The 13,970-nt window shown below is 61.8% G+C and carries 13 protein-coding genes and 1 pseudogene; 12 read left to right on the top strand and 2 right to left on the bottom strand.

The window, feature by feature from the left end; all coding sequences use genetic code 11:
* Window positions 1-34: 34 nt before the first annotated feature.
* Window positions 35-862 (bottom strand): glycosyltransferase family 2 protein, encoded by an 828-nt coding sequence (locus tag NZ746_01135; GenBank protein MCS6815960.1) that lies wholly within the window; start codon window positions 860-862, stop codon window positions 35-37.
* Between the two features lie 82 nt (window positions 863-944).
* Here NZ746_01135 and plsY point away from each other — a divergent pair, with 82 nt between their 5' ends.
* From plsY to NZ746_01075, 12 genes and pseudogenes are all read left to right on the top strand, one after another.
* Window positions 945-1,613 carry a glycerol-3-phosphate 1-O-acyltransferase PlsY gene (gene plsY, locus NZ746_01130; protein ID MCS6815959.1) on the top strand — a complete coding sequence of 223 codons (669 nt, stop codon included), beginning with the start codon at window positions 945-947 and terminating at the stop codon, window positions 1,611-1,613.
* Complete coding sequence (locus NZ746_01125) at window positions 1,610-2,623, top strand: NAD(P)-dependent glycerol-3-phosphate dehydrogenase (GenBank protein MCS6815958.1); 1,014 nt, start codon at window positions 1,610-1,612, stop codon at window positions 2,621-2,623. The genes plsY and NZ746_01125 overlap by 4 nt, the downstream gene beginning before the upstream one ends.
* A gap of 10 nt (window positions 2,624-2,633) precedes the next feature.
* On the top strand, window positions 2,634-3,086 hold the full coding sequence (gene smpB, locus NZ746_01120; protein MCS6815957.1) for an SsrA-binding protein SmpB: 453 nt from the start codon (window positions 2,634-2,636) through the stop codon (window positions 3,084-3,086).
* Window position 3,087: 1 nt separating this feature from the next.
* Entirely contained in the window at window positions 3,088-4,608 is a 1,521-nt protein-coding gene (locus NZ746_01115; GenBank protein ID MCS6815956.1) for a leucyl aminopeptidase, read from the top strand.
* Window positions 4,609-4,687: 79 nt separating this feature from the next.
* Window positions 4,688-5,017, top strand: a complete 330-nt coding sequence (locus NZ746_01110; GenBank protein MCS6815955.1) for a hypothetical protein — start codon at window positions 4,688-4,690, stop codon at window positions 5,015-5,017.
* Between the two features lie 58 nt (window positions 5,018-5,075).
* Window positions 5,076-6,086: an NAD-dependent epimerase/dehydratase family protein gene (locus tag NZ746_01105; GenBank protein MCS6815954.1), complete on the top strand. Its 1,011-nt coding sequence runs from the start codon at window positions 5,076-5,078 to the stop codon at window positions 6,084-6,086.
* Between the two features lie 136 nt (window positions 6,087-6,222).
* A pseudogene (locus tag NZ746_01100) lies at window positions 6,223-6,414 on the top strand (DnaJ domain-containing protein).
* A 590-nt stretch (window positions 6,415-7,004) separates the two neighbouring features.
* Entirely contained in the window at window positions 7,005-7,604 is a 600-nt protein-coding gene (locus NZ746_01095) for a biotin transporter BioY (GenBank protein MCS6815953.1), read from the top strand.
* A 74-nt stretch (window positions 7,605-7,678) separates the two neighbouring features.
* On the top strand, window positions 7,679-11,317 hold the full coding sequence (gene smc, locus NZ746_01090; protein MCS6815952.1) for a chromosome segregation protein SMC: 3,639 nt from the start codon (window positions 7,679-7,681) through the stop codon (window positions 11,315-11,317).
* Between the two features lie 44 nt (window positions 11,318-11,361).
* The gene (locus NZ746_01085; GenBank protein MCS6815951.1) at window positions 11,362-12,090 is read left to right on the top strand and encodes a hypothetical protein; all 729 of its coding nucleotides are present in this window, start codon (window positions 11,362-11,364) and stop codon (window positions 12,088-12,090) included.
* Window positions 12,091-12,118: 28 nt separating this feature from the next.
* Entirely contained in the window at window positions 12,119-12,577 is a 459-nt protein-coding gene (locus tag NZ746_01080) for a hypothetical protein (GenBank protein MCS6815950.1), read from the top strand.
* A 17-nt stretch (window positions 12,578-12,594) separates the two neighbouring features.
* Window positions 12,595-13,227, top strand: coding sequence for a DNA-3-methyladenine glycosylase (locus tag NZ746_01075; GenBank protein ID MCS6815949.1), 633 nt, complete (start codon window positions 12,595-12,597; stop codon window positions 13,225-13,227).
* Here NZ746_01075 and NZ746_01070 read toward each other — a convergent pair.
* Complete coding sequence (locus NZ746_01070; protein ID MCS6815948.1) at window positions 13,213-13,923, bottom strand: molybdenum cofactor biosynthesis protein MoaE; 711 nt, start codon at window positions 13,921-13,923, stop codon at window positions 13,213-13,215. The genes NZ746_01075 and NZ746_01070 overlap by 15 nt on opposite strands.
* Window positions 13,924-13,970 lie beyond the last annotated feature (47 nt).

The following is a 13,970-nucleotide window of genomic DNA, read 5'->3' as shown; positions in this document are numbered from 1 at the left end:
CTCGTGGATGAGGAACGATTCATACTATGGCACATCAGGACGCTCCGTCAACGGAGGGGGTCGAAGGGGGGAGCGTCTCAGATCCCTTCCGAGTCATTCCCCTCTCAGCCTCCAGCGAGGCATATCGTCCCCGCCAATCGTTCATCCGAATGCGAAGGAGATCGAACGCCGTGCGCCAGGCATCGCGTCCCAGGCGAACTTTCGTCCCTTCGGCGTTGGCCCAGAGCACAGGTGTCTCTCGAAGACGCAGGCCGCGTTTTCGTGCCAGGTAGAGGATCTCGACGTCGAACCCGAATCCGAAGATTCGTTGGCTTCGGAAGATCGGAAGCATGGATTCGCGCCGGTAGGCCTTGAAGCCGCACTGCGTGTCCTTGAAGGGGAGCCCAGTGAGCGCGCGCATTAGAAGGTTGAAGATTCGTCCGGCCCATCGTCGCAGGAGCGATTGTGGCTTCAGGATGAATCGCTGATCGAGACCGCGCGAGCCGAACGCGACATCTGCGCCCTCGGTCTCGATTATCCGAAGAAGGCGTTCGGCTTCCGCGATCGGTGTCGAGAGATCGGCATCGGTGAAAAGGACGATCTCGCCGCGCGCGTGTAGAAAACCGCGGCGGACGCTATAGCCTTTCCCGAAATTTCGCTCGTTGCGCAGCAGACGCACGCACACGTGCTCGCTCGACCAGGTGTCGGCGAACGCGCGGACGATTGCCGCCGTGGCATCGCGCGAGCCGTCGTCTACGACGATGACCTCGCTCGGGAATGGTCGCTGCTCCAAATACTGCACGATCTCCTGCAGCGAGCGCTCGATCCGACGGGCCTCGTCGAAGGCCGGGATGACGATGGAGAGATACGGCCGTACCTTCATGCGCTGAGGAAGTATGGCGCACGCACTCCCTGGCGATCAAGGAGCATTCGCAGCTTCTTGATCAGCGCGAGGAGGATTCGCTATGATTCTGCTTTCGCGGAAAGGGGGGGAAGCGATGCTCATGCGTTCCATGTTCGGCATGATTGGCGCGTATCTTCTCGGCTCGATCCCCTTCGGATATTTGCTGGTCAAGTACGTCTTCACGGATCGCGTTGACGTGCGGACGATCGGGAGTCGGAGCATCGGGGCGACGAACGTGAGTCGGATCGCAGGAGCGAAAGGGGGGATCCTTACGGGACTGCTGGACATTGGGAAGGGGATGGCGGCTGTTGTGTTCGCGGGGAAGCTGACGGCGAACGATCCCTGGTGGATGGGGATGGCGGTGGTGTTGGCCGTCACCGGGCATATCTTTCCGGTGTGGATCGGGTTTCGAGGGGGAAAGGGCGTAGCGACGGGAGCAGGGGGGTATCTGCTCCTCTCTCCACTGGCCGTGCTCTCGGGGCTCGTGCTCTGGGCGGTGATCGTGTATGCGAAGCGATACGTCTCGCTCGGCTCCATCTTCGCGACGGCCTCGATCCCCTTTTGGATCTGGTTTTGGGGGGAGAAGGTCTTGCGCCATCCGCAGCAAGAGATTCAACCCCTGGTCGTGACCGCCGCCTTAACCGGAGCATTGATCATCTTCCGGCATCGGGAGAACATTCGGCGGCTGCTGGCCGGCACGGAGCGTAAGCTTGGAGCCCGCGTGTCATGAACGAAACCGTTCACCGCGTGGCGATCATCGGCGCCGGAAGTTGGGGGACGGCCCTCTCGATCTTAGCGGCGAGGCGGGGGCACATTGTCACGCTCTGGAGCCACGAACCGGAAGTTGCTGCGGCGATCCGCGAACGGCGGGAGAATCCGGTGTATTTGCCGGGAGCGCTCGTCCCCTCGCAGGTGCGGGTGACGACGTCGCTGGAAGAGGCGCTGGAGAGCGCGGACGTGGTGATCTCCGCTATTCCTTCGCACGTGTGTCGCTCGATCTATGAGCGCATGCGTCCGTGGTTGCATCCGCAGCTCATCTTCGTGAGTGCGACCAAGGGGCTCGAAGTGGAGACGCAAATGCGGATGTCGGAGGTCCTGCGCGAAGTCTTGCGCGATCAGTTCGAGCCGCGTGTGGTAGTGCTCTCCGGTCCGAGCTTCGCACAAGAGGTCGCGCGCGGCGATCCGACGGCTGTCGTCGCCGCTTCCTATCCGTTGGAGTACAGTCAATTGGTGCAGCGATTGCTCTCGGGACCGTCGTTTCGAATCTACGCGAGCCCCGATGTCGTCGGGGTGGAAATCGGGGGTGCTGTGAAGAACGTCATCGCGATCGGCGCCGGTGTGGTCGCGGGCTTGGGATGGGGAAACAATAGCATTGCGGCTCTCATCACGCGGGGGTTAGCGGAGATGACGCGCTTGGTTGTGGCGCTCGGCGGGCGCGCCGAGACGATGGCTGGCCTGGCGGGTGTAGGCGATTTGGTGCTCACGTGTACAGGACAGCTCTCGCGGAATCGGCAGGTCGGCATCGAATTGGGACGTGGACGGAAATTGTCGGACATTCTCGCGAACATGCGACAAGTGGCCGAAGGCGTGCGAACGACGCGCGCCGTCTATCGCCTCAGTCAACGGCTCGGCGTGGAGATGCCCATCACGGCGAGCATTTACGCCCTGCTCTATGAGGGGCGCGATCCCCGCGACGTCGCTGCTGCGCTCATGGAGCGCCCCCTCAAGCGGGAGATCTGAGAGAGGAGTCATGGAGAAGACCATCGCGACGAATCGTCAGGCCTATCACAACTACGATCTCTTGGAGACCTACGAGTGCGGTGTCGTGCTCACTGGCACGGAGGTGAAATCCATTCGCGAGGGGCGGATCAACCTGAAGGACGCCTATGCTATAATCCGCAATGGCGAAGCGTGGCTGGTGAATGCGCACATCAGTCCGTATCCACACGGCGGACGGCTCAACCATGAGCCGACGCGCACGCGCAAGCTGCTTTTGCATAAGTCGGAGATCTTGCGCTTGATGGGGAAGGTGCAGGAGAAAGGGCTCACGCTCATCCCGACGCGCTGTTACCTGAAGAATGGACGGGTGAAGTTCGAGATCGCGTTGGCGCGCGGGCGCAAACTGCACGATAAGCGCGAAGCCGCACGTCGTAAGGCCATTGAGCGCGAGACGGAGGTGATTTTGAAAGCGTTCAGGAGGTGATATGCGCATCAAGCCGGACTTTCGGAAATTCCACGAGGTGGACGTAGAGGCATTGTGCATCAGCCTCTTTGAGGGAGAAGGTCTTGAAGAGGCGCTCCTTCGCGAGCTGGATCAACGATTACGCGGTGTACTCGCCGCCGCTTTGACCGCTGGCGAAGTGAAGGGGAAATTCGGCGAGACGCTCTACGTGCCGACGATGGGTGCACTGGCGGCCTCGCGCGTCCTCTTCGTCGGCGCAGGGAAACGTTCCGAGTTCACCTTCGATACGATTCGCCAGGTGGCCGGCACAGCCGCCCGTTTCTTGCGCCAGCGGGGTATACGCTCCATGGCGCTGCTGCGCCGATCCACGCTCGATCTGAGTAAGAGCGCGCAGGCGGCCGTCGAAGGCGTCCTGTTGGGCCTCTTCGATCCGGGCACTTACAAGACGCAGGAGAAGGAGGAGCGAACGATCGAGGAAGTGCGTCTGGTGGCCGAGGGAGAATCGGAGATCGAGATCCAACGCGGGATCGAGCGCGGCATGATCCTGGCCAAAGCGACGAATTTCGCGCGGAATCTCGTCAATGAGCCAGCGAGTGTCCTCACTCCCGTGGAGATGGCGCGCCGGGCCGAAGATATGGCCGCGCGGTACGGATTGGATATTGAAGTGCTCGATGAAGCGCGGATAAAAGAGCTGGGCATGGGAGCGTTCCTGGGCGTCGCGCGGGGGAGCGATGAACCGGCGCGCTTGATCGTGCTGCGCTACATCCCTGAGGGGGATGAGGCGTTCTTGAGTCGCTTGCCGACGATCGCTCTGCTCGGCAAGGGGATCACGTTCGATTCCGGAGGCATCTCGCTCAAACCAGCCGCCGGGATGGAGCAGATGAAATACGATATGGCCGGCGGCGCGGCCGTGCTCGGCGCGTTGCGAGCGATCGCGCAATTGCGGCCGAAGATCAAAGTGCTGGGACTTGTGCCCGCTACCGAGAACATGCCCAGCGGACGCGCGCAGAAGCCGGGCGACGTCGTTCGCACGATGAGCGGCAAGACGGTCGAGGTGATCGACACCGATGCGGAGGGGCGGCTCATCTTAGCCGACGCCATTACTTACGCGCGTCAGCTCGGCGCGCAGACGATCGTTGATCTGGCGACGCTCACGGGCGCGTGCATCGTCGCTCTGGGCTCCGTCTACGCGGCTATCTTTGGCAACGATCAGTCGCTCGTCGATCGGGTGATCGCGGCCGGACGCGAGGCGGGCGAGAAACTCTGGCCTCTGCCACTGGATCCCGAATATCGGGAACAGCTCAAGAGCCAGATCGCCGATATCAAGAACGTCGGCGGGCGCAAGGCCGGGGCCATCACGGCGGCGTATTTCTTGAAGGAGTTCGCCGAGGAAACGCCGTGGGCGCACTTGGATATTGCGGGAACGGCGTGGCTTGAGGAGAACAAGCCCTATTTGGCGAGCGGACCGACGGGCATGGGCGTGCGGACGCTCGCGCACTTCGTCTGCCAAGAGGCCGAGAGGGAGTCGTCCGAGCGTTCGTGACGAACGGGTTCCCTTGGGCAATAATTAGGAGCGTGGGAGGAGAGGAGGTATGGCGACGGTGGCGAAAACGAGGCGCGAGATGAAGAAGGCGTGGATTCGAGCGAATCCAGAGAAGTATCAAGAGCAGAAGCGGCGATGGCGACAGCGTCGTCGCGAGCGGCTGGCCAGCGGGCGCTTGCTCGTCTCTCCGGAACAGCGCGAGGGGAAGGTGCTCGTCGCGCGCTTGCGCTTCCGAAATGGGCAGAATCCCCATGCCATGGTCGAGGAATTCATGAAGCAGTATGGGAAGGCAGGCATCTATTATGCCCTTGGACCGATCACCAACAGCCAGTTTCGAGCCATCCTCATCTACGCCGATCCGAAAGCGGCTGAGCGGATCAAGCGGTTGAAAGCGGCGAAGAAGAGCTGAGCGCCTGAGGAAGTGGTCTCGTCGCGCCTCCGAAGAATGCTCTCGTGAGGGAAGGTCCATGCGAATTTTGGTCCTCGGCGGAACGCGATTTTTCGGTCTGCAACTGGTTCATCGGCTGGTGGAGGAAGGCCATCAGGTGACGATATTGACGCGCGGGCGCACGCCAGCGTCATTGCCGCCTTCGGTCGAGCGACTCGCGGGAGATCGGCAACAGGCCACTGCGCTCCGAGAGGCCGTAGGCACGAGGACCTGGGATGTCGTCATAGATAACATCGGCTTCACGGCCGAAGACAGTCGTCTCGCCATCGAAGTCTTCGCTGGGCGGACAAGGCGCTTCCTCTTCACGAGTACGGCGGCCGTATATTCCTGTCTCGAGGGGGTAATGAATCCCTATCGCGAGGACGATACGGAGCGGCTTCCCGAGCGAGCACAAGCTCGCGGGGATCCGCGATTGGCCTATGGATTCGGGAAATTGGAGGCCGAGCGGGTCCTGCAGCGGGCGTATCGAGAGCAGGGATTCCCCGTCACGATCCTCCGCCTGCCCGTTGTCATCGGCCCTCGCGATCATACGTTGCGAGCGTACAGCTACTGGGTGCGCCTGAAGGATCACGCGCCGCTCATCCTTCCCGATGGCGGGCGCACGGATTGTCGCTTCATCTTTTCGGGAGACGTCGTGCGGGCATTCCTTCGACTCCTGGAGGAGGAGCGGAGCATCGGACACGTGTATAACTTCGCTCAGGAGGAGATCGTCTCGGTGCGCGAGTTCGTCAAACTCTCGGCCGAGATTTTGGAGACCAGGGTCGAGACGGTAGACATTCCTCTCCAATGGCTGCGCGCGCAGGGGATCGCTCCCGCGTTCTCTCCGTATTCGGCTTCCCGCTCGTGGATCCTGGACATCTCGAAAGCGCAATGGGAGCTGGGGTGGCGGTCCACCCCGTGGCGCGAGTGGATGCGCGCGAGCATCGAATGGTTTGAGCGCGAGTATCAGGGACCGCCACCAGAGAATTATTTTCATCGGGCCGAAGAGCTGCAGCTTATCGAACGTTGGCGACGGATGACAGCCGTATGAGTGAGGGGGGCAGGGCCATGCATGCGTATTTGACGAACGTCAGGACGCCGGTGGCGAATCCGTTCCGAGCAGTCGCTTCTCGCCTCATGAGTTGGTGGAAGCGATCCGCGCGGCGTAATGTCGCGGAGTTAAACCGATGGCCGATCTCTATGAGATCTTGGGCGTCTCGCGTCAAGCGAGCGAACGGGAGATCAAGGCCGCGTACCGTCGCTTGGCCAAGCGCTATCACCCGGATGTGAACCCCTCGCCGACGGCGGCGGAAGATTTCGCGCGGATCACGGAAGCGTACAAGGTCTTGAGCAATCGGCGGCTGCGCGACCTCTACGATCGGGGATTGCTCGCAGATTACGAGGAATATTTGCGTCAGCGAGAGCGTGCGGCTGTCCTGCACGAGCGCTTGAAGGTCATCGTTGAGGAGCTGCTTCGACGCGAACACGAGGAGACGGCGGTTCGTCAGACGGCGGTGATGCTCGTCGTCTCCCTTTTCGCTTCCGCATTTCTCGTGGCCCTGTTCCGACCGCCGATCTTCGAGATGCTCGGCCCGGTGGGAAAGGCAATCTGTCTTGGCCTGTTTGGCATGGGAATGTGGGAATTGGTGCGCGACGTCATGGTGTGTTTAGACTACTACACCTATCCGGACGATATGACGCCGTCGTTTTGGCGCATCGAGGAAGAGACGCGGGGGAAGCCGTTCTCGCGCACGGCAGCACTGGCGTTCCTCGCCGGGGGGTATCTTCTGGCGCTGGTGCTCGGATCACTCATCCGATACGCTCTCGTGCAAGTCAACGGACGGTTGCTGCTGAGCTATGGGCTCATCAATCTGATCTTGCTTCCGCCGATCGCTGTCCTTATCATTATGCAACTGCGCGCGCTCAGCGAGCGGTTGTCCGATTCGCGATGGAATGAAGGAGGGGGAGAATGACGATGAAAGCGCTCGTCCAGAGACGGACGTTGTTGGAATATCTCGTGGCCGAAAGCGCTTGGCTCAGCCGGATTCTCGCCGTCGTGGGCTTCAGCTTCTTGGTCGCGCTCTCGGCGCAATGGGCGATTCCGCTGCCGTTCACGCCCGTGCCGATCACGGCGCAGACGGCGATCGTCCTGTTAGGGGGGATGGTGCTCGGACGTCGTCTGGGCGCGTTGGCGATACTCCTCTATCTGGGAGAGGGGGCTATGGGGTGGCCCGTTTTCGCCGGAGGACGCGGCGGCCTGGCTCACCTCATGGGACCGACGGGAGGGTATCTCTTGGGATTCGTCCTCGCCGCCTATGTGACGGGTGCCCTAGCTGAACGCGGCTGGGATCGCCGATGGGCGACGGCGGTAGCCGCGATGGCGATCGGGCAAATGGTCATTTATCTCACCGGACTTTTGGGGCTCCTCCGATTCGCGTCTCCGGAGCGCGCTTTGGCGCTTGGAGTTTGGCCCTTTCTGCTCGGCGATCTGCTGAAGATCCTCCTGGCGGCCGGATTCCTCCCCATCGCCTGGAGAGTCCTTGGTCGCTCGATCGGGAGAACCTTTTGACAATCCCCTTTGACTCCACTATATTGTGGCTCGCAGGAGATGGTATCGCACATCTTGTGCATCTGGCCGGGACGATGTGGAGATTGGAACGGATCGAACTGCATGGGTTCAAGTCCTTCTGCGATTTGACGGAGCTGACCTTCCCGAACGCGATCACGGCGATCGTGGGACCAAACGGATGCGGCAAGAGTAACATCGCCGATGCCATCGCGTGGGTACTCGGGGAGCAGAGCGCGCGATCTCTCCGCGGGACGCGCATGGAGGACGTGATTTTTCAAGGCACGCGCGCACGCCCTCCTCTGGGGATGGCGGAGGTCACCCTCACGCTCGTGGCGACGGAGGAAGTCCGGCTTCGGGAAGAGGAGGCGGGGGAAGAAGCCTCGGAGGACAAAGCGCCACAGGCGTCACGCCGGTCCTGGCCAGTAGCGATCATTCCGGCGGGCACGGTGGTGACGATCAGCCGACGCCTGTATCGTTCCGGCGAGAGCGAATACTTGATTGATGGTCAACCGGTCCGTTTGCGCGATATCTACGATCTGTTCGCTGGAACGGGACTAGGGCCTGGACATTATGCGTTGATCGGTCAGGATCGGGTGACGGCACTTATCCAAGCCAAGCCTTCAGAGCGTCGGGCAGTAATCGAAGAAGCGGCAGGAATCACGCGACTCAAGTTGCGAGAGCGCACGACCGAGCTGCGGTTGGAATCGGCGCGACAGAACCTGGTGCGCTTGAACGATCTCATCGCGGAGGTCGAACGTCAGGTGGGGACCTTGAAGCGACAAGCAGCGCGCGCACGTCGGTATCGGCGGCTCCGCGAGGAGCTGCGGGCGCTCTTGCGGCAGCTCTTTCGATTCGAGGCGCAGCGCCTGGACGCGGATCTGGCCGCTGCGGATGAGCGGATCGCAGCGCTCGAGCGCGCGCGGGCGGACGTGATGGCGGAGATCGCGACCTTGGAAGCCGAGCAGCAACGGCTCGTTCAGGAAGAGCGCGCTCGCGAAGCGCGGATCGCTTCCACCCGCGAGCGCTTGGCGCAAATCGAGGTTGAGTTGGAGCGCGTGAGGGGACAAGCGGCGCAGTGCGAGACGCAGTTGGAAGACCTTCGCGTGCGCGAGCGCGCCTTGGAACGCGAAGAGGAAGAGGTCCAGCAGCGTCTGGGGATCGTTGTCGCTGAGATCGCCCGGCTCACGGAGGAGATGGAGAAGGTCATTCGCGAGATCGCCACGCATGAGGAGGAGATGCGCGGCGAGCAGGCGCAGTACGAACGCGCCTTAGCGTTTGTGGCCGAGCACGAGCGAGAGCTAGAGCAAATGCGCGCCCACCATGTGCAGGCCATCGCAACGGCTGCGCATTGGCACAACGTCGGCCAGCAGCTTTTGGAGACCTCGCGACGTTTGGAGGCGCAGCTTCGTCGCCTGGAGACGGAACGGGAGCGCGCCGCCGCGCGAGAGGCGCAGCTTCTCACGGATCGAGAGTCTCTGCTTCGCGCGCTCGAATCGCAGCGTCGCGAAGGTGAGATGCTTCGAGCGGCCTACGAGGAAGCGCAGCATCATTTGGAGAACGTTCGCCAACAAGAAGAGCAGGTGCGCGCGGCACGAGCCGAGGCTGAGAAGGCAGCGATCGCCGTCGAGAATCGCTTGGCCTCGCTCCTTGAATTGGACGAACGATTCGCCTACGCCTCTCGCGCGGTGCAATACCTTTTCGAGTTCCATCGGCAGAACGGTCACGTGCGCCTGTTGGGAACGCTAGCCGATATCCTTCGCGTTGCCCCAGAGGACGAACGCATGGTCGAAGGATTTTTGGGCGAACGGTTGCAGGCGATCCTCGTTCCTTCGCTCGACGATGCGCAAGCAGCGCTCACCATCTTGGAGTCTGCTCAAGCTGGACGGGCGCATTTTCTGGTGCTCGAAGAGGGAGAGGCAGCCGATGGTCGGGGGGAGATGGAGGAAATTCCGGAGCTCAATGGCTTCTTCCGAGCTTTGGGGGCGACGCCAGCTCTGGCGCGCGCACTCGTGCGAGCCTTCCCGGAGTGCGAACGGGTTGAGATCGCGCAGGATCTCGAAACGGCCATTCGGCGATCCGCAGAGGATCCGAATCGCATCTTCCTGACGCGAGAAGGGACATGGGTGCGCGGGGGAACGCTCTTGGTTGGCGGCCGAGGAGGGGAGCAGCCGGTGGGCATTCTCGCCGTGAAGCGGGAGATTCGCGACCTCCACACCCGCCGCGAGGAGCTGGCCGAGCGACTTGATGAAGTCCGACGGGAGCAACAAGAGTTGGAGGGCGCTGTTCAATATTGGCTCCAGGAAAGCGCGCAGCGGAAGACGGCGCTCGAGGAGTGCGAGCGCGTCCTTCGCGAGCACGAGCAACACCTTTCGGAAGTGGAGCGTGACCTGGCGCGCGCGCGCCAACATCTGGCAGTGATCGAATTCGAGCACGCGGAGGCCGAACGAGAACGAGAACGCGTGCGGCAGGAATATGCGCATGCGCTCGCTGAGCGAGAGCGGGCCGAAGAGCGCCTTCGCGCCCTCGAAGCGGAGCACCGCGCTCGCCAAGCGGCGTTGGCCGAGCAGCGTCGGCAGAACGAAGCTCTGGCCGAGCGAATGGCAGCGCTGCGCGTCCAGCTGGCGGCGAAGGGGGAGCGGCGTCAGGCCATACATGGTCAGGTGCGGCGCTTGGAGCAAGAACGTCACCATTTGCTTCGACGCCTCGAAGAATTACGTCTGGAACGCGCGAGCCTTCGCCACGAACAGGAACAATGCACAGAGCGACAGCGCGCGCTCACGCAGCGTGAACGGGAGCTGGAGGAAGCCCGAGAACGGGCGGAGGCGGAAGTGCGCCACGCGATGGAGCACTTGAGCGGAGCGCACGTGGCCGTGGATGCTTTGGCAGCGCGCCTGGCGCAACAGCGCGAGCAAGAATCGCGACTGCGGGATCGCTTGCAGCAAGAGGAGATCGCGCGCGCTCAACTCGTGGCGGAGCGCCGCCACGTGAGCGAGAGCTGTCAGATCGAACTCGGGCAAAGCTTGGACGAAGTGCTCTCCATCGGAGAGGAATCGGGACCGACCGGTGATGCGCACGCCGTGCGCGCGCGAATTGCCGAGGTGCGGCGAAAACTCGAAGAGCTGGGGCCGATTAATCTCATGGCCGTGGAGGAGCTGCAGCAAGCCGAGGAACGACTCGCCTTCCTTCGCGCGCAACGCGAGGATGTCGAGCGCTCGATCGCCTCGACCGAAGAGGCGCTTCGCGAGATCCGACGGCGCGCGCGCCACCGTTTCCTTGCGGCTTTCGAGGCGATCAATGAGCACTTCGACGAAGTCTTTCGCGAACTCTTCGGCGGAGGACGTGCCGAGATGCTGCTGCTCGATGCGGAGAACGTGTTGGAGAGCGGCATCGACATCCTTGCCCAACCTCCGGGCAAGCGCCTTCAGAATCTTCAGCTCCTCTCCGGAGGGGAAAAAGCGCTCACGGCGTTGGCGCTGCTCCTGGCGATCTTCCGTTATCGGCCGAGCCCCTTCTGCGTGCTCGATGAAGTGGACGCGCCGCTGGATGATATGAACATCGCCCGCTTCGCGCGTCAGATTGTTCAAATGAGCCATCGCACGCAATTCATCCTCATCACGCACAACAAGGGGACGATGGAGATCGCCGATGTCCTCTACGGCGTGACGATGGAAGAGCCGGGTGTTTCCAAGGTCGTCTCCGTTCGATTACAATAGCCGATGGCTCGTCTGGGGCATCGCGGGGGAGGAGAGAGGCAGAGATGCGGTCAGGCCGGAAGAGGAGAGAATGCGCGCGTTGGCGCGTGGTCATAGCGTGTGGCCTGTTGGGGCTCGGTGTAACAGTGGGACTCGGACAGAGCGCTGAGTCGCGATCGTCATGGTCCTGCACGTATACGTTTGAGCACCCGCAGCTCGATCCCATGCGTTTCGAGCTTCACTTCGATGACACCGGACGCGGGACTTTCTCCTTCTGGCGACAAGAAGCCGAGGAACCAATCGTCCTGCCTCTCCAACTCCTGGCGAGCACGGTGGAGCGGGTGAAGAGGGATTTGGAAGCTCTGCGCTTTTTGGAGAGCACGGAAGACTATCGAGCGGAGCGCGAGATGCCGTCTTTGGGAACGGTCATCCTTCGGGTTCGTCACGGGGATCGCCAGCGCAGTGTGCGGTTCACGCTCACGCGTCACGAGAAGATGCGGGAGTTGGCGCAGCGGCTCCGAGGCATCGCCATGCAGGAATATCGTGTCTTCTTGATCTCCCTCGCTCGGCAGCATGGGCCGCTCGATCTCGATAAGCAATTGCGTGGGTTGGAATCCGAGTTGAAGAATGGATGGCTCGGGGAGCCGGAGAAGTTATTGCCGTTGCTGCGGGACCTGGAGCAAGATGAGGATTTGCTCCTCATGGTGCGGCATCGGGCGGAGCGACTCATGCGGTGGATCGAACGAGAAGTGCAGCGCTCAGGTGGAGGAGGGCGAAAGTCGGGCGGGTTGTGAACCGAAGATCAGCGTGGAGAGCATTCCGATGACGCGCGAGGGCCCCGATGGGAAATCGAATGGGCGAAGATTCCAGTCGGAACGACGCTTCTGCCCGGGATGGTCGCGAACGTTCATCGCGCTCGGGCTTATGCTGGTGGCTTTCATGAACGAGGGCCGAGCGCAAACCCCGATTCGTCTGGGACAGACCGTCGAAGGAGCGCTCGAAGAGGGAGATCGCAAGATGGCCGATGGCTCGTACTACGATCTCTATGTCTTCCGAGGACATCGCGGGCAGCGCATTGTCATTCATCTTCGCTCGAAGGAATTCCAGCCATATTTGACCCTCATGGACGAGAACGGCGTGGAGATCCTCAGCCATAGTGGCGAGCACGGGCACGCGCACATTCGCTGCACGCTCGCTCATCCGGGACGCTATTTCATTCGCGTCAACAGCGTGCGGCGGGAGGGGAAGGGACGATATCAATTGCAATTGCTCGAACAATGAGCCCGGATCGAGATCGGATGTCCCCGGCGGCGACGTTCGTGAGCGGAATGAGCCCACAAGGGCGAAAATTGCCGCGCGCTTTTTATGCTCGGCCGACACTGGAGGTCGCGCAAGAGCTATTGGGGAAATACCTCGTGCACCATACTGCCGACGGACCGATCGTCGGACGGATTGTTGAAACGGAGGCGTACGTCGGTCCTGAAGATCGCGCGTCGCATGCCTGGCGTGGACTCACTCCGCGGACGGCCGTCATGTTCGGACCCCCGGGATACGCCTATGTCTACCTGATCTACGGCGTACATCATTGCCTCAACATTGTGACCGAGCGAGAGGGATATCCGGCAGCCGTACTCATCCGTGCCCTCGACCCCCTGGTGTCCGGAGTAGAGAATGCCTTGGTCATGCCGAATGGGCCCGGCAAGGTCTGTCGGTATCTGGCGATAGATCGAACGTTCAACGGCATAGATCTATGCGGATCGGTGCTCTATGTGGAAGATCGCGGGGATGCGGTCGCCCCTGATCAGATCGTCGCGACGCCGCGCGTTGGGGTAGACTATGCGGGCCCGTGGAGCGAGAGGCTTTGGCGCTTCTACATCCGTGGGAATCCATTCGTCTCTCGTCCAGGGCGTTCCTCTTCAAGTCGGCGGTAGTTCACTTCGAGGCAGCTCTTCCAGCGATGGCCATTCTCCTTCCACCCAGACGCTTCCATCCTCGAAATGCTCCCGCTTCCAAATCGGGACGATCTTTTTCAGTCGGTTGATCGCGTATTCGCAAGCCTCAAAAGCGGGGCGTCGGTGAGCGGACGTCACGACGATGACGACGCTCGACTCGCCGATCTCCAATCGCCCGAGCCGATGCAAGATGCCGATTCGATCAATGGACCAGCGCTCGTGGATCTCTCGTCCGATTTGCCGGAGCATGCGCAGCGCCATCTCCTCATAGGCCTCGTATTCGAGATAGCGGACGCGCCGACCGGCCGTCTGTTCGCGGACGACGCCTTCGAAGATGACGACTGCTCCGGCCGCTCCTCGAAGGAGTCGCCGAACGAGGGCGTGAGCGTTAATCGGTTCACGCACCAGTTCGAAGATGTCCTCCTCCTGCCCTCCGCTGACCGGGGGCAAAAGCGCCAGGATATCTCCCGCATGGAGCGGCGTCTCCGGCGTCGCGTATTGTTCATTGACGGCTGTGAGGATGCGTCCGCGCAGATCGCCGAGCGTCGGGAACCGCTGATAGAGCTCCTCGAGAGCCTGAGCGACCGTGGTTGAGGGGGGAAGCAACAGCTCATATTCGGCAGTGCCCGCTCGCTCATGACATTGCGCGAAGAATCGGACTTTTACCGCGATCATCGCGACCTCCTTTCATCAACGTTCGCCATCGGCAATCGCCTGGACGC

This window comes from Blastocatellia bacterium (genome assembly GCA_025055075.1).
Lineage (GTDB): Bacteria > Acidobacteriota > Blastocatellia > HR10 > HR10 > HR10.
Note: the sequence above shows the minus strand (reverse complement) of the source record. Positions and strands in the feature narration are given on the sequence as shown.